This is a genomic window from Pseudomonas sp. Leaf48 (genome assembly GCF_001421885.1).
In the GTDB taxonomy this organism is placed as follows: Bacteria; Pseudomonadota; Gammaproteobacteria; order Pseudomonadales; family Pseudomonadaceae; genus Aquipseudomonas.
Map to the genome: position 1 here is coordinate 133,639 of NZ_LMLH01000006.1, position 15,996 is coordinate 149,634.

Consider the following 15,996-nt stretch of genomic DNA (forward strand, 5'->3'; position numbering starts at 1 on the left):
GGGCAGCCGCAACCGAGCGCGGGGCGCTGACGGTACGAAGCTGTAAGAGGGTGTTGAGCATGGTCTGTCTCCGATGGATGAGCCGAGCTTACTAGAGGCCGGTACGCGGATTCAATCAGAAAATGCTATCGATCCACAAAGGCTATTTCTATCATCCGGGCACGACTCAAGTTGTGACACACTTTGGCCTTTCCCTGCCTGCCATGGTGCTTCGATGGAGTTTGAATGGCGCCCGGCAACTCCAGAGGATCTGGATTTCGCCCGCGACCTGACCTGCCGGAACATGTTGCGCTACTACATCCACCACGATTTGCTGTGGCAGGACGCAGCGTTCGACGTGGCCTGGGCAGGTCGCGACAACCGCATGATCACCCGCGGCGAGGACTTGCTGGGTTACGTCAGCCTGAGTCGTGACGCTGCAGCCCTGTACATTCGCGAATTGCACATCACTGAAGCTTTCCGGGGGCAGGGTGCCGGCTCATGGGCGATTGATCAGGTGTTAACCGTTGCGCGCGGGGAGCGGCGGCCGGCGTTGCGCCTGACGGTTTTCACCAACAATCCGGCGCACGCCCTGTATCAGCGAAAGGGCTTGCGCGTGGTGGGCAGGGACGAGTGTTTCCTGAGAATGCAGGTCGATCTTGATCGCTTGCAGTGCTGAGACACGCTTGCGGCAAGCCTTTGAAGATGAATTGAAACTCTTGAACCAGCGCTTTCTGCTAGGTCTGCCAGTTGCTTTTTGCTAAGGTGTCTCGCAATTCAATAAGACCATTTCGCGAGGTGTCTGCTTGATTAGGGTGCTAGTAGTCGATGACCATGATCTCGTTCGTACAGGCATTACACGAATGCTGGCTGACATCGATGGCCTGCAAGTAGTCGGCCAGGCCGAGTCGGGAGAGGAGTCCCTGCTCAAGGCACGCGAACTGAAACCTGATGTGGTCTTGATGGACGTCAAGATGCCCGGTATCGGCGGTCTCGAGGCCACTCGCAAAATGTTGCGCAGCCACCCGGATATCAAGGTCGTTGCGGTTACCGTGTGCGAGGAAGACCCGTTTCCTACACGGCTGTTGCAAGCCGGTGCCGCGGGCTACCTGACCAAGGGTGCCGGTTTGTCCGAGATGGTCCAGGCCATTCGCCTGGTATTTGCCGGGCAACGCTACATCAGCCCGCAAATTGCCCAGCAACTGGCGATCAAGTCCTTCCAGCCGACCAACGACTCGCCCTTCGATGCCTTGTCGGAGCGCGAAATCCAGATCGCACTGATGATAGTCGGCTGCCAGAAGGTGCAGATCATTTCCGATAAATTGTGCCTGTCCCCGAAAACAGTGAATACCTACCGTTACCGCATCTTCGAAAAGCTTTCGATCAGCAGTGATGTGGAGTTGACGCTGCTGGCGGTTCGTCACGGCATGGTCGACGCCAGCCTCTGAAAATGACCGATACCTTTGATCCTGGCGCCTTCCTGTCAACCGTCAGCGGACGCCCCGGCGTGTATCGCATGTTCGACAGCGAGGCGCGGTTGCTCTACGTCGGCAAGGCCAAGAACCTCAAGAATCGCCTGTCGAGCTACTTCCGCAAGACCGGGCTTGCGCCCAAGACTGCTGCGCTGGTGGCGCGTATCGCTCAGGTCGAAACGACCATCACGGCCAACGAAACCGAAGCCTTGCTGCTTGAGCAGACGCTGATCAAGGAATGGCGTCCGCCTTACAACATCCTGCTTCGCGACGACAAATCCTATCCCTACGTCTATCTGTCGGACGGCGACTTCCCGCGCCTGAGCATCCATCGCGGGGCGAAGAAGGCCAAGGGCAAATATTTCGGTCCTTACCCCAGCGCCGGGGCGATCCGGGAAAGCCTGAGCCTGCTGCAAAAGACTTTTTTCGTTCGCCAGTGTGAAGACAGCTACTACAAGAACCGCACGCGACCTTGCCTGCAATACCAGATCAAACGGTGCAAGGCGCCTTGCGTCGGCCTGGTCGAGCCCGAGGTGTACGCCCAGGACGTACGGCACTCGGTGATGTTCCTCGAAGGGCGCAGCAATGCGCTGACCGACGAATTGTCTGCGGCCATGGAAGAAGCCGCGATCAACCTCGAATTCGAGCGAGCCGCCGAACTGCGTGACCAGATCGCCTTGTTGCGACGAGTCCAGGACCAGCAGAGCATGGAAGGCGGCACGGGTGATGTCGATGTCATCGCGGCCTTCGTCAACCCGGGGGGCGCCTGCGTTCACTTGATCAGCGTGCGCGGCGGGCGGGTACTGGGCAGCAAGAACTTCTTCCCGCAGGTCGGTATTGAAGAAGACGTATCCGAGGTCATGGCGGCGTTTCTTGGCCAGTATTTCATTAGCAGCCCGGAACGCGACTTGCCCAGCGAGTTGATCGTCAACGTGGTTCACGAGGATTTTCCGACGCTGATTGCGGCCATCGATGAGCTGCGCGGTCGTGAACTGACCATCAGTCACAGGGTGCGAGGCACTCGGGCGCGCTGGCAGCAACTGGCGGTGACCAATGCCGAACAGGCCCTGGGCGCACGCCTGGCGAATCGACAACACATTACCGCGCGGTTTGATGCGCTGGCAGAAGTGCTCAAGCTCGAGGAGCCGCCACAACGCCTCGAATGCTACGACATCAGCCATTCCAGCGGTGAAGCGACTGTGGCGTCCTGCGTGGTGTTCGGCCCCGAAGGCCCGATCAAATCAGATTACCGCCGCTATAACATCGAAGGCGTGACCGCCGGCGACGACTATGCGGCGATGCACCAGGCCTTGACCCGCCGCTTCAGCAAACTGAAAGACGGGGAGGGCAAGCTGCCGGACATCTTGCTGGTGGACGGTGGCAAGGGCCAGTTGTCGATGGCCCGCGACGTGCTCAACGAACTGGCTGTGCCCGATCTCATCCTGTTGGGCGTGGCCAAGGGCGCGACGCGCAAGGCCGGTTTCGAAACCTTGTACCTCAACGACGCTGCCCACGAATTTACCCTGCGCGGCGATTCCCCCGCGCTGCACCTGATCCAGCAGATTCGCGACGAAGCCCACCGTTTCGCCATCACCGGCCACCGCGCCCGGCGTGGCAAAACCCGGCGCACGTCTACACTGGAAGGCGTCGCCGGGGTCGGGCCGACCCGTCGGCGCGATTTGTTGAAACATTTTGGTGGATTGCAGGAGCTGTCTCGTGCCAGCATCGAAGAAATCGCCAAAGCCCCCGGGATCAGTAAAAAGCTCGCAGAGTTGATTTATGCAAATCTGCACAGCGAGTAGAATGCTCCCTCACCTCGTAGCCAGTTGTGCCGATGAATATCCCTAATCTGATTACCGTTCTACGCGTCCTGCTCATACCGATCTTCATTTTACTGTTCTACCTGCCTTACCAATGGAGCTACCTGGCATCCGCCTCGGTCTTCGCCTTTGCTGCCGCAACAGACTGGCTGGATGGATACCTCGCCCGCCGCCTGGAGCAGAGCACGCCGTTCGGGGCCTTCCTGGACCCGGTGGCCGACAAGCTGATGGTTGCCGTCGCATTGGTATTGCTCGTCCAGGAACATGGCAACTTGTGGCTCACGCTGCCTGCCGCCGTGATCATCGGTCGCGAAATCGTCGTCTCGGCGCTGCGTGAGTGGATGGCCGAACTCGGCGCCCGCGCCCACGTCGCCGTATCGAACCTGGGCAAATGGAAAACCGCCGCGCAAATGCTGGCGCTGGTGATCCTGCTGGCCAATCCATCGGACTTCAGCTTCTGGGTCCTGTTGGGTTACACCCTGCTGATGGTGTCCGCAGGCCTGACCTTGTGGTCGATGGTCCAATACTTGCGCGCTGCCTGGCCGCATCTGAAGACCGACGTTGAAAAGAAATAAAACTTTTTTGAATCAAGGGGTTGACGGGGCTTCTGGAATCTATAGAATGCGCCACACCAAGCGGGAATAGCTCAGTTGGTAGAGCACGACCTTGCCAAGGTCGGGGTCGCGAGTTCGAGTCTCGTTTCCCGCTCCAAGTTTGTACGCATTTGATGTTGTGCTACCTGACAGCAAATGTTTTGAGGCCGAGTAGCAAAATGGTTATGCAGCGGATTGCAAATCCGCCTACGCCGGTTCGATTCCGACCTCGGCCTCCACTAATAAACAACCCCGTAGATTAATGTCTACGGGGTTTTTTATTGGCTTCGAAAAAGTGAAGTGTTCCGCAACTGGCGGACTGCTCTCCATCCCTCTGGCTTAATCAGCTAGCCAAAAGCGTAAGCCACTGCCTCCATCAATACCGGTCCGACGTATCCCCGCAAGCAAAGCGGCCTTGATGGCAGTAATTTGCCTGGCATTGCGTAAATCTATTGTTGCAACAGATCTCATACGAGACGACGACTGGGCAAGCGCGATGGCAAATGGCTACATATAATGGGAGCCACTCTATTTGTACGCTGACCTGCGCGGCTTCGACAAATTTCGATGAGATGCCTGGTGGTATTACCCGCCTGTCATTGATGACAACGAACAATATGGCCGCGTGGGATGCCACTTGCTGCCCTGATTAAAGGAAAAAACATGGGCGTGATAAGCGGCACTACGAACAATGACGTTGTGATCGGGACAAGTGAGGCCGACAGTATTTTTGGCCTGGCGGGGGATGACATTCTCGACGGCGGTGTAGGGCTGGACATTCTGAGCGGTGGCAGTGGGGATGACATTTACATTCTCGATAAAATCCCCGAACTGAAGTCTGACTTCACCAGTGTATGAGGGCTTTTGATTACCGGCGTCATGGACCTCATGTATGTATGGGGTTCTACTCCACCGCCAATCAACGCTATCTTGTTTGGCGAAGGACTGTATTGGGGCGAAGCCAGCTACTGGTCCCGTGGCAGCAGTGAGGCCACCCATTGGGTTTCCTTTGAGTCTGCGGGGGCATTAGCCACCCCAAAGGGCGTCGGCGACAGCTATTTTTACAACTATCACGTAGACCAGGACCAAATCGTAGGCAGCGGGGGTACCGATCTAGTCAAGTCCAGCCTGGACAGCTACACCCTGGGCAGCACCCTGGAAAACCTGGAACTCACCGGCAGCAAAAATATCAACGGTGACGGTAACGACCTGAACAACCGGCTGACCGGCAACAGCGGCAACAGCGGCAAGAATACCCTGATGGGCTACGGCGGCGACGATATCCTGGACGGAGGTACGGGTATCGACACCATGCGGGGCGGTGATGGAGATGACACCTATTACGTCGACAATGTCGGCGATGTGGTCAGCGAAACCAGCACAGGCGGCGTTGATCTGGTCGCGACCTCCCTCGACAGGTACGTGCTCGGTGCCAATATCGAGAGTGGCCGCACGCTCTCGACCGGGGTCACCAAAATGGCCGGCAACGCGCTCGACAACGTGCTCTACGCGGGTAGCGGCGACAATGGTCTCCACGGCAGCACAGGCTTCGATACCGTTTCATATGAAGATGCGGGCGCAGTCACCATCAATCTGGCCGTCACCCTAGCGCAAGACACCGGCGGCTCTGGCGTGGACACCCTGGGCGGCTTCGAGGCGGTGATTGGAAGTCGCTTCAACGACACCCTGATCGGTAACGCGCAAGACAATACCCTGGATGGCAACGCCGGCAGTGATCTCGTCAAGGGAGAAGGCGGCAACGATACCCTGATGGCTGAAGGCGGATATTCGGCGACGCTGGAGTCGATAGAGTACGAGAAGACATACGATGAATATGGCAATCTGACCGGCGGCTTTGATTATTGGTTCTACCTCGGCGAAACCCTCGACGGTGGCACCGGCAACGATTTCGTCAGTTATGCCAATGCCCAATCGAGCGTGATCGTCGACCTGGAAGGCGGCTTGGGGTATGCAACGGGAGTCATTGCCCTGCTTGACAACAGGCATGCTTCGGACACCGGCGGGGACGTCATCAACAACATTGCACGAACCCCCGCGGACTTTGCCGACCAGTTGTTGAATATCGAGAACATCATCGGCAGCAGTTTCAATGATGTTCTGTATGGCGATAATGGGGCCAATGTGCTCAGCGGCAGGTCGGGTGCGGACACGTTGATCGGCGGACGCGGTAACGACACCTACTTCGTTGACAATGCCGGCGATGTCGTTCGCGAAACCGACGTGACGCTCAGCAGCGGTGGAAGCGATACGGTGCATAGCTCTCTTGGCGCCTACACTCTCGGCGCCAATGTCGAGAACGGTCGCATCCTCGCCGCCGGGGTCGCCGCCCTGACGGGCAACAGCCTCGGCAACACCCTTTATGCCGGAGCTGGCAACAATGTGCTCAATGGCAGTACCGGCGTCGACACGGCCGCCTACGTTTATGCCGCCAGCGCCGTCACCGTCAGCCTGGCCGTGACCACGGCCCAGGCAACCGCAGGATCAGGCACAGACACCCTGATTGCCATCGAAAACCTTACAGGCTCCAACTACGACGACAAGCTCACGGGCAACGCTGCCGCCAACCTGCTGAACGGTGGCGCTGGCAACGACGTTTTGAATGGCGGCGCAGGGCTCGACAGGATGACGGGCGGTGAGGGTGCAGACACCTACTACGTCAGCAGCGCCGACGACGTCGTGATTGAAACCAATGCCACCGCCAGCACTGGCGGCATCGACACGGTCTACAGCTATCTAGGCGCCTACACCCTTGGTGCCAATGTGGAGGACGGTCGCATCCTTGCCACCGGGGTCGCCGCGATTGCGGGCAACAGCCTCAACAACACCCTCTATGCCGCAGCTGGCAACAACGTCCTCAATGGCAGTACTGGCGCTGACAACGCCTCCTACCTCTATGCCGGCAGCGCAGTCACCGTCAGCCTGGCGGTGACCACGGCCCAGGCCACCGGCGGATCAGGCTCCGACACCCTGATCGCCATCGAAAACCTCAACGGCTCCAACTACAACGACAACCTCACAGGTAATGCCGCCGGCAACCTGCTCAATGGTGGCGCCGGCAATGACGTATTGAATGGCGGCGCAGGCCTCGACAGGATGACGGGCGGTGAGGGTTCTGATACCTACTATGTCAGCAGCGCCGGCGACGTCGTGATTGAAACCAATGCGACTGTCAGCACCGGTGGCAGCGACACGGTCTACACCTATCTCGACGCCTATACCCTGGGCGCCAATGTCGAGAACGGTCGCCTTCTCGGCACCGGGGTTGCCGCCCTCACGGGCAACAGCCTCAACAACACCCTCTTTGCCGCGGCCGGTAACAACGTCCTCAATGGCAGCACCGGCATCGACACGGCGTCCTACGCCTATGCCGGCAGCGCGGTCACCGTCAGCCTGGCCGTGACCACAGCCCAGGCTACCGGCGGATCAGGTTCCGACACCCTGGCAGCCATCGAAAACCTCACCGGCTCAAATTACAACGACAAGCTCACGGGTGACGCCGCCGCCAACCTGCTCAATGGTGGCGCCGGCAATGACGTTTTGAACGGCGGCGCAGGCCTCGACCGGATGACGGGCGGTGATGGTTCAGACACCTACTACGTAGACAACACTGGCGACGTCGTTACGGAAACCAATGCGACGGCCAGCATTGGCGGCAGCGACACGGTCTACAGCTCTTTGAGCGTCTACACGCTTGGCGCCAATGTCGAGCATGGTCGCGTCGTCACGACCGGGGCCGGGATCCTTACGGGCAACAGCCTCGACAACACCCTCTATTCCGGGGCTGGCAGCAACGTGCTCGATGGCAGCACCGGCGTCGATACGGCCTCCTACGTCTATGCGGGCAGCGCAGTCACCGCCAGCCTGGCTGTGACCACGGCCCAGAATACCGGTGGATCAAGTTCCGATATCCTGCTGGGCATCGAAAACCTCACCGGCTCCAACTACAACGATAAGCTCACGGGAAACGCCGTCGCCAACCTGCTTAGCGGTGGTGTTGGCAATGACACTCTGCTGGGCGAGGGCGGGAACGACACCTTGATCGGCAGTACAGGCAAGGATGTTCTAACCGGTGGTATCGGAAACGATATCTTCGATTTCAACGCCCTCGCCGAAACGGGGCTGACCAGCTCCACCTGGGACATAATCACCGACTTCACCCGAGGAGCCGACAAGATCGATCTGTCGACACTGGATGCCAACACGGCGACGCTCGCCAATGACGCCTTCAACTCGGTCATCGGCAGTACAGCCGCCTTCAGCACAGCCGGGCAGTTGAAGGTTGCAGGGGGCGTGCTGTATGGCAATACCGATGCGGACAGCGCCGCCGAGTTCGCCATCCAGATCGTCGGCACCAGCAGTCTGACGACGGCGGACTTCATGCTTTGACTCGCGGGGGAGAGCGCTAAATCCAGCATCTTGCATGTTGGTACTTAGTGAATCCCCCTTGATGCTCTCCGCGCCTCTAGAGGGTGGCAGTGGCTGAGGATTCAACCTGTCGAACGCGACCACGTGGGCAGCAGGCCTTTTAAAATCAGTAGCTTGCGCAATGTACGGTATGCTAACCTACTGATCTGCTTGACTTTGTTAGTGGGCTACATAGCAACCTATGTCGGATCGTTCCGGCCTCGGCCTCCACTAATAAACAAGCTCCGTAGATCCATGATTTACGGAGCTTTTTATTTGCAATGCCTTGCAAGAATTAGTCTTGAAAAGGATCTTTGCGAACTTGCTTCACCGGGGTGGTATGTATATATTCCCACCTCTGCTGCACAAGCGTCAGGACTACCAGTTGCTAATCGACTGAATTCAGACGACTTCACCGCGCTACCGCCCGAATGGCGAAACTGGTAGACGCATGGGACTTAAAATCCCCCGCTCGTAAGGGCGTGCCGGTTCGATTCCGGCTTCGGGCACCATTTAAAATCAAGGGTTTGCGGGCGAAAGCGGATGCAAGCCCTTGTTCGTTTCTGGTCCGCAATTTTTGACGAGTTCCGCAATTGGTCACTTTGTTGGAGTAACCTTCATCCCTTCGCGCGTCCTGATGTTGCGCGGGGCAGAAGGGGGTCCAAAGTGGACCTGTGCCGAGCACACACTGCGGATCTAAAACCCTTGCGCCACGGTCTGGCCGACGAGTTCGGTCGCCTGTTTCAGATTGCCCACCTGGGATGGGTGCACCAGCCAGATATCAAGCCTCAGGGAAAAATCGTTGACCTCGACCACCGTCAGGTCATTGAAGGAACTGCACCGGTTCAAGACTTTGCGCGGGATCAAGCCCAGGCCGAGCCCCGCCGCGACCATGCGCAGTTGCATCTCGGTGCCATGGGTATCGACACTCAGGTGAATGTTTTTCCCTGTACTGCCCATCGCTCGCTCCAGCGCCGCCCGATAACCGCATCCTTGCGGATTCAGAATCCAGGGTTGATTCGCCAGGGCCTCGATGTCGGTATGGCGGTCGGTCAACGGCTTGCGCTTGCATTGCACCACCAGCACCTCAAGGGTCGTGATAAAGCGCCCGGCAAACCCTTCGGGCGGCCGGCTGGGAGACGTCAGCCGTGAAGACTGGTCATTCGGTGGCGGCGAGGTGCAGTACGCGCCCAAGTAATCACGCGTTCATCGTTAACACTGACCTCGCAGCGGGCTCGAATGCGCCGTCGCTGTAGGTTAACGCCTGCCCATTTTGCAAATGAAGATCCAGCCATGAAGTTCACCAATATCCAGACCTCTGATGGCCAAGGCGCCGCCGGTTTCGACCAGCAGTGGCCTGGCCTATTGCAAAGTGCGCTTCAAGCTGCACGCAGGCTTCGTGCAGGAAGGCGTCGTCGTGTACCGATTGCCCCCGGATCAAATGCGTAGCATCAGGAAATGGGATATGAAGGGATGGGCGCTAGGTCGGCGGTATTGTTATAAAGAGGCATCAACACGTACTGTGCGCAAAGAACGACCTGAAGTTGCACTTCGTCATCGGTATGAACAGCATGCGTGCTTTAGCGCAAGACTAACTCTAGGACCATCATGAAAGTCATTCAACTGCAACACCCCGCTGGTCTGGATAATATGCGCCTGGTCGACATGCCTGCCCCGGGCGCGCCTCAAGAGGGTGAGATTCAGGTGCGGATTCATGCCAGCTCGCTCAATTATCACGACCTCGGCGTCGTCACCGGCCATGCCCGCGCAGAGAATGGGCGCATCCCCATGTCCGATGGTGCCGGAGTCGTCACCGCTGTTGGCGAAGGAGTGACCGAGTTCGCCGTTGGCGACCACGTGCTGTCGTGCTTCTTCCCCTCCTGGAAATCGGGGCGGGTCGTGCCCACCACCTTTCAGACGGTGCCTGGCGATGGCGTCGACGGCTTTGCCCGCGAAGTAGTCAACATGGCTACTGATGCGTTCACCCTCGCGCCCAAGGGCTACACCCACGAAGAAGCCGCCACTCTGACCACGGCAGGCCTGACCGCCTGGCGTGCGCTGGTGGTCGACGGGCGCATTCAGGCGGGCGATACGGTGCTGGTGCTGGGAACCGGCGGCGTTTCCATCCTGGCGTTGCAGATGGCCAAATCCATGGGCGCCCGGGTAATTGCCACGACCTCGTCCGAAACCAAGAGGGAGCGCCTACTGGCGCTGGGGGCCGACCAAGTCATCAATTACAAAAGCCAACCAGAGTGGGGAGACTCCGTGCTGGACGCCACAGAGGGGCGTGGTGCCGACATAGTGGTCGAAGTGGGTGGTCCGGGCACATTGCCCCAATCCATACGCGCCTGCGCACCCGGCGGCCACATCGCGCTGATAGGCGTACTCACCGGTATTTGCGGCAGCGTTCCAACTCTGGAGTTGATGCGCAAGCAACAAACTCTGCGTGGCTTGATCGTCGGCAGTCGCGAGCAGCAGCAGGATATGGTGCGAGCACTGGAAAACTTCAGCTGGCGCCCCGTCATCGACAGCCGCTATCCACTGGAGCAGATTGCCGAGGCCTTTGCCCACCAGCTTAGCGCCAGTCACTTTGGCAAGATCTGCCTTCACTATTGAACTCAAAGCACTTCCTGACGCGAAAGCTGGCCGGGGTAAGCGCGCAGATGAGCTTGAATTACGCTTGAGTTTGGCCTCGGTCCAAACGCCGCCAAGCGGGCAGCCCGGCAAACCTGCATTGGCTCGCGCCAGCGGGATAACCGGCGCAAATCCAGCGTCGCGTGCCAGATTCTCCTCAAAGGAAAAAGGCAGAAATCGACCGACTTCTGCCTATGACAAGGGGAAAACGTCCCGGACCAGTTCCGAACTGAAGTTTAACGCCCCTTGTCGCGCTTGCTGATGATTGGAAAACGCCCGATCGAACCGGGCGTTTTTATTCAGAACTTCACCTTGATCCCGAGTATGCCTTCATAGCTTCGGCTGTCCTCGCCAAATGCTTTCTGATAGCCAACCGAACCGGTGACGGTGGTGCGTTCATCGACCTGGTAGTCGACGCCCAGATTAAGCTCACCCCATGTCCCGCTCATGTCGGTGGCGAAGGGAACATAGCCGTCGGTGGAAGAAAATTCGGTCTTTGTCTTGCCTTTGAACTCGTGCCAGACGCTTGGGCGAACCCATCCGTTGGTGCGATGTAGCTTGCCTTTGGCGTCCTCGCGGAACCAGTCTTTGTCGATACGTACACCAAGGCGGCCGGTCAGGGAGTCCACATCTTCGAAGCGCACTTTGGCGGCCTCGTCATGGTTGTCGTCGATCCGGACCTTGCTGACGATCACTTGGGCTTGTGGCTCGATGTGCAGGTTTTTGTCTTTGTTGGCATGGAACGGGTAGCCACCTTCCAGGGAAGCGGTGACCCCGTGGCCGCGGGTCTTGAACGCATCCATGTCAATGGGGGTTGCCTTGATGTCGAAGCGGTTGAACTGAAGTACGCCGTCCAGGTACCAGCCTTCAGGGCCGAAGTGTGTCCAATAGCCACCGACACCGTAGGCGCGCAGCAGATCGTCGCCAGCGTTGGTACCGTCGCTGTGTTCAATGCTGGCGCTGATGCGGCCGAAGTTCAGCGACAGGCCTGCCTGGTCAGTACTGCCATCGACGTCTTCGTTACGGTACAGATCGGCACCGACCTGGAACGCCTGAATCCGGTAGTCGGAGCGTGCGTTATCGCCCAGTTCGTCGTTGCCCTTGCGGTGGATCAACCGCCCCCAGCCCAGGCTTGGGCCGTAGCTGTCGACTGCTTCCACGGGCAGCGCATCGGTGCTCATCCGGCGTTCTTCGCCGATGCGCTCATGCAGGGTATCAACCATGGCACGGCTGTAGTTCAGGAGCATCCCGGGCAGCGCGCGGTACAGCGAGGTTTCTGCACGGTAGTTGGGTACTTGCGGGCGCATTGGCGCGAGCGGTTGCTGCGGTTGCACCACCGGTACCTCCGGATTGGACGGAGTACTCGGGGTTTCTGAAGTCTGCGGGTCAACCGGCGCTACTGGCACGACGGGTTCAACAGGCTTGACCGGCGTCACAGGCACGACTGGGTCAACAGGCTTGACCGGTTCCACTGGCACTACCGGATCAACAGGATCAACAGGATCAACAGGATCAACAGGATCAACCGGGCCAACGTCCCGGGTCGAACGCAAATACCAGGCTTGGGTGTTGCTGCCATCAAGGCTGGCACGGTGCAGGTTGTATTCGTAAGGGCCGGCCTTGACCTTGTTGAGCAGGCGGAACGCGTCGGTTGTGGTGGTTGCACCGTTGACTGCATCGACCACGAGGATGCCATTACCCTGGGTCACGGCACCGGGGCCCCCGGCATTCTTGATGAGTAGATTGCTGTTGCCATCGGCCTTGCCGCCGTCCACTACCAGCTTGTCGGAAGGGGAGTCGTCGGTGTAAAGGTAGGTGTTGAGCGCGAAGGTGCCGTTGGCGCCATGATAGGCGTTGACCGTCAGGTTCTTGAATTTTCCGCCCACTGGTGCGCTGAAGTCGATCAGACTGGATTCATTGCGCAGGGTGCCCAGATTCGAATCTCCGGTCAGGTTCCACAGGCTGCTATCGCGCAAATTGACAGTGGAATGGCTATCGCCGGCCGTACGGGCCGAGCCGTTGAGTACTGAGCCTGCCACATCGATATTGGCGTTGCCTGCGCTGGCCAGCGAGCGGCCGACACCTTGCCACAGGCCTGTGCCCATGTCCGGTACCTGACTGCCATCGCTGTCCAGTGCGCTGTCGACATTCAACCACTGACCGCTGCCACCCACGACGCTGTCGCGCAGCTTGAGATCGGCCACGCCAGCGACGGCTACGGTTGCGCCCTCCCGGTTGTGCAGCACGCTGTTGTCCACGTTTGCCTGGCCTGGAAGTGTGTCGGTGCCTTGGCTGTAGAGCGCCGCAGCCTGGGCGCCACCGGCATTGATGGTGCTGTGGGTGACGTCCAGCACGGCAGCGTTTTTGGCCACCAGAGCATGGGCCAGGTCACCGTGGGTGTTAACCCCGACCTGGTCGAGTTGCACGCCGGCCTGGTTGTTGGCCAGCACGCCCAGAGCGCTTTCGCCATGGGTGCTGACGGCGCTGTTGCTGGCGCGAAGCTGTGCCCCGGATTCGGCTTGCAGGCCATGGGACAACTGACCACGGGTGGTGAGTGTGGAGTCGATCAATTCGAGGGTGGCGGTCGGGGACTGGTACTGACGGCTGACCAGTGCGCCGGCGGCTTGCTGACCCAGGGTTTCGACGCTGACATTGCGGGCGCTCAGGCTCACCTGGCCGGGTTTGAGTGTACCGATGCCGGCGTAAAGGCCAGTCGAGTATTGTCCGGCGGTTTTTACCGTCAGCCCCTCCAGCAGCATGCTGCCGCCATCATCCACCGCAGCGCCATAGGCCTGATTGCCAAGCGTCTGCACGCTGGTGCCATAGGCATTGAGCTGGGCCCCCTCGTTACGCGAGGTCAAGGCATGGGGGAAGGTCAGGTTCGATTGCACCGGTGAGCCGTTGCCACTGGTGGTCACCGATCCACCGTACAGGTTGATGGTCGAGCCGGCGTCCGCCACGACACCCATGGCATTGTCATCGCCCGAGGTACGGACGCTCAGGTTGCGCGCGATTACCGTCGAGCTGCCTGCGCTAAGCCCGGCCGAATAGTTGCCTTGTGTGTCGATCAGGCCATTGTTGAGTTCCAGGTCGGCACCTTCGAGAGCGCGTACGCCATAGCTGGTTTTTTGTGTGGTACGCACTTCGCTGTCGTTCAGCAGCAGGCGCGAGCCTTGGCCTTCAACCAATGCGCCGAGCCCCCAGGGGCCGACTGCGGTAGCCGCAGGATCGAGACGGATGTCGCTGCTGCTCACTTCGGCGCTGGCACCCTCGTTGACATAAACGCCATGGGCGCGGGCACCACCGACGGCGATGCGGCTACCGGTAATGGCGGCCCGGGAGTCGTTGCCTTCGACGCTGACGCCGTGACTGAAGGTTCCCTGAGTCGACAACCCGGTGCCTTCGATGCTCACGGCGCCGCCATTCATGGCGCGGGCAGCGGAGGAGAAATCAGCGGCGCTGCCAGCGCCTTTGAGCGCCACGCTGCCTTGGTTCAACGTGACCTTGCTGCCATTGCCATCGGCGCGTACACCGCCGATGTAGTTGCCGGTTGCGCTGGCGTGGACGCCATCGGCCAGGATGCTGGCACCGCTCAGGGCGTGCAGCACAGCGGTGCTGGAGGTGCTGGTGGCGGCACCGGTACTGATAAGTTCGCTGCGTTCAAGCTGGATGTTTGCACCCGCTTCGGCGCGGGCACCGCTGGCAGAGACGGCATTGCTGCGCACCGTAACGTCGGTGGCATCGATCCGGCTATCACTGCCGCTGGCCAGCAACCCGTGGCTGATACTGAGGGTTTTCTCATCCTGCGGCGCCGAAGCATTGTTGACGGACGCGCCACTGGTGCTGATTTGCGTGCCTTGCCCCAGCTGGATTCGGGCGCCGTCCTGCGCCCAGGCACCGACAGCTCCTTTACCGGCGGTCGTGACGGATCCGTTGTCGAGGGAAATCTGACTGTTCTCACCCGTCGCCAGCAGGCCATGGCCATACACTGCGCTACCGGTATCGAGCGTGGCAGCGTCGAGGTCAATACGCGCACCGCTCTCGGCACGCACAGCATTGGCCCGGGCACCACTGGTAGTGACGCTGAGCTGGCGGGCGCTGATCTGGCTACCCGCGCCTTGCGCCTTCAGGCCATGGCTGCCGGTGGTTGGGCTGTTGGCACCACTGGTTGTGAGGGTGCTGCCTTGGCCGAGGGTGATTTTGCCGCCGTCTTGGGCGAGCGCTGCGATCGAGCCCTTCGATTGGGTGTTGACCGAACCGCCGAGGAAGTCAATGTGGCTGCCGGTGCCCGTGGCGACCAGCCCTTGATTGTTCAGACCGTTGACGCCTCCACCGAGGGTGATTTCGCTGTCGCGCAACGATACCTGACCACCCGCCTGCGCACTGACACCGGTCAAGTTGTTCGCAGTGATGATGGCCCCTTTTGCAGTCTTCGGAGCCAGATTGACGGTCACTCCCGTGCCGCTCAACTGGCCGCCGTCGTGTGCCTGCAGGGCTATTTGCTCATTGGCATTGGCGGCGGTCAGGGCGATGCTGTTGACGGTGCCGCGCTCGAAACCGACGCTGCTCGCCGCTTGCGCCAACACGCCAATGGTGCGGGTTGCACTCAGGTTGACGGTGGCGTCGTCATGGCTGCCAGCGTCGGCAATGCCAATACCATCGGCGCTGGTAACGACCAGCGGGGCGGGTGTGCCCAGTAACTGCCGGGTGAAAACCAGCGGGGCCTGCTCACTGGCGCGCATGGCGATCAAAAGGTACGAAGGGGCGGCGATGGAAGCGGCTGAGGAGGGTGGGCAAAAGTCGTCGGCGCATGGCACAACTGAATTCTCCTCGGCTTCGGCTTCTGTCACGCAGAAGGTGAATACACCGGCCAAAAGCAGGCTGATGGCACGCCCCAGGGGGGTATGTTGAAAGGTAGGGTGAGTGCCTGGTTTGTCGTTGTGAGTAGTCATGGCAGCCTCGCGGGCGCTGGAAAGTAGATGCCAGCAGTCTGCTCGTCGGGGATGGCCGGGGATGTCGGAGACGTTTTAACGTGGTTGTAGGAGTGACTCTCTATTGTTGCCCTGGTCTATG

9 protein-coding genes and 3 tRNA genes are annotated in these 15,996 nt (G+C 59.7%); 10 read left to right on the top strand and 2 right to left on the bottom strand.

What is annotated here, in order from left to right:
* Positions 1–214 precede the first annotated feature (214 nt).
* From ASE98_RS06905 to ASE98_RS06945, 9 genes are all read left to right on the top strand, one after another.
* Positions 215–658 carry a GNAT family N-acetyltransferase gene (locus ASE98_RS06905; protein ID WP_060540638.1) on the top strand — a complete coding sequence of 148 codons (444 nt, stop codon included), beginning with the start codon at positions 215–217 and terminating at the stop codon, positions 656–658.
* Between the two features lie 127 nt (positions 659–785).
* Positions 786–1,427: a response regulator transcription factor GacA gene (gacA, locus tag ASE98_RS06910; protein ID WP_060540639.1), complete on the top strand. Its 642-nt coding sequence runs from the start codon at positions 786–788 to the stop codon at positions 1,425–1,427.
* Positions 1,428–1,429: 2 nt separating this feature from the next.
* Positions 1,430–3,253 (top strand): excinuclease ABC subunit UvrC, encoded by a 1,824-nt coding sequence (uvrC, locus tag ASE98_RS06915; RefSeq protein ID WP_060540640.1) that lies wholly within the window; start codon positions 1,430–1,432, stop codon positions 3,251–3,253.
* A gap of 32 nt (positions 3,254–3,285) precedes the next feature.
* A complete protein-coding gene (gene pgsA / locus ASE98_RS06920; RefSeq protein ID WP_060540641.1) occupies positions 3,286–3,846 on the top strand; it encodes a CDP-diacylglycerol--glycerol-3-phosphate 3-phosphatidyltransferase in 561 nt (186 codons plus the stop codon).
* Between the two features lie 60 nt (positions 3,847–3,906).
* Positions 3,907–3,982, top strand: a tRNA-Gly gene (locus ASE98_RS06925).
* A 47-nt stretch (positions 3,983–4,029) separates the two neighbouring features.
* Positions 4,030–4,103: transfer RNA gene (locus ASE98_RS06930), tRNA-Cys, on the top strand.
* A gap of 424 nt (positions 4,104–4,527) precedes the next feature.
* Positions 4,528–4,722, top strand: coding sequence for a hypothetical protein (locus ASE98_RS06935; RefSeq protein ID WP_060540642.1), 195 nt, complete (start codon positions 4,528–4,530; stop codon positions 4,720–4,722).
* Between the two features lie 21 nt (positions 4,723–4,743).
* Complete coding sequence (locus ASE98_RS06940) at positions 4,744–8,271, top strand: calcium-binding protein (RefSeq protein ID WP_156465478.1); 3,528 nt, start codon at positions 4,744–4,746, stop codon at positions 8,269–8,271.
* 443 nt (positions 8,272–8,714) lie between these two features.
* Positions 8,715–8,801: transfer RNA gene (locus tag ASE98_RS06945), tRNA-Leu, on the top strand.
* Between the two features lie 184 nt (positions 8,802–8,985).
* Here the strand turns inward: ASE98_RS06945 and ASE98_RS06950 are convergent.
* Positions 8,986–9,483 carry a substrate-binding domain-containing protein gene (locus ASE98_RS06950; RefSeq protein WP_082457488.1) on the bottom strand — a complete coding sequence of 166 codons (498 nt, stop codon included), beginning with the start codon at positions 9,481–9,483 and terminating at the stop codon, positions 8,986–8,988.
* 414 nt (positions 9,484–9,897) lie between these two features.
* Here ASE98_RS06950 and ASE98_RS06955 point away from each other — a divergent pair, with 414 nt between their 5' ends.
* The gene (locus ASE98_RS06955) at positions 9,898–10,905 is read left to right on the top strand and encodes a zinc-dependent alcohol dehydrogenase family protein (protein ID WP_060540645.1); all 1,008 of its coding nucleotides are present in this window, start codon (positions 9,898–9,900) and stop codon (positions 10,903–10,905) included.
* Positions 10,906–11,222: 317 nt separating this feature from the next.
* Here ASE98_RS06955 and ASE98_RS06960 read toward each other — a convergent pair whose 3' ends face one another.
* Positions 11,223–15,875, bottom strand: a complete 4,653-nt coding sequence (locus ASE98_RS06960) for an autotransporter outer membrane beta-barrel domain-containing protein (protein ID WP_060540646.1) — start codon at positions 15,873–15,875, stop codon at positions 11,223–11,225.
* Positions 15,876–15,996: the final 121 nt, after the last annotated feature.

What these genes read in the sequence shown, in the direction of transcription:
- pgsA (WP_060540641.1), top strand. Translation starts at nt 3,286, where the DNA reads ATGAATATCCCTAATCTGATTACCGTTCTACGCGTCCTGCTCATACCG.
- ASE98_RS06940 (WP_156465478.1), top strand. Translation starts at nt 4,744, where the DNA reads ATGGACCTCATGTATGTATGGGGTTCTACTCCACCGCCAATCAACGCT.
- ASE98_RS06955 (WP_060540645.1), top strand. Translation starts at nt 9,898, where the DNA reads ATGAAAGTCATTCAACTGCAACACCCCGCTGGTCTGGATAATATGCGC.
- uvrC (WP_060540640.1), top strand. Translation starts at nt 1,430, where the DNA reads ATGACCGATACCTTTGATCCTGGCGCCTTCCTGTCAACCGTCAGCGGA.
- ASE98_RS06935 (WP_060540642.1), top strand. Translation starts at nt 4,528, where the DNA reads ATGGGCGTGATAAGCGGCACTACGAACAATGACGTTGTGATCGGGACA.
- ASE98_RS06905 (WP_060540638.1), top strand. Translation starts at nt 215, where the DNA reads ATGGAGTTTGAATGGCGCCCGGCAACTCCAGAGGATCTGGATTTCGCC.
- ASE98_RS06960 (WP_060540646.1), bottom strand. Translation starts at nt 15,875, where the DNA reads ATGACTACTCACAACGACAAACCAGGCACTCACCCTACCTTTCAACAT.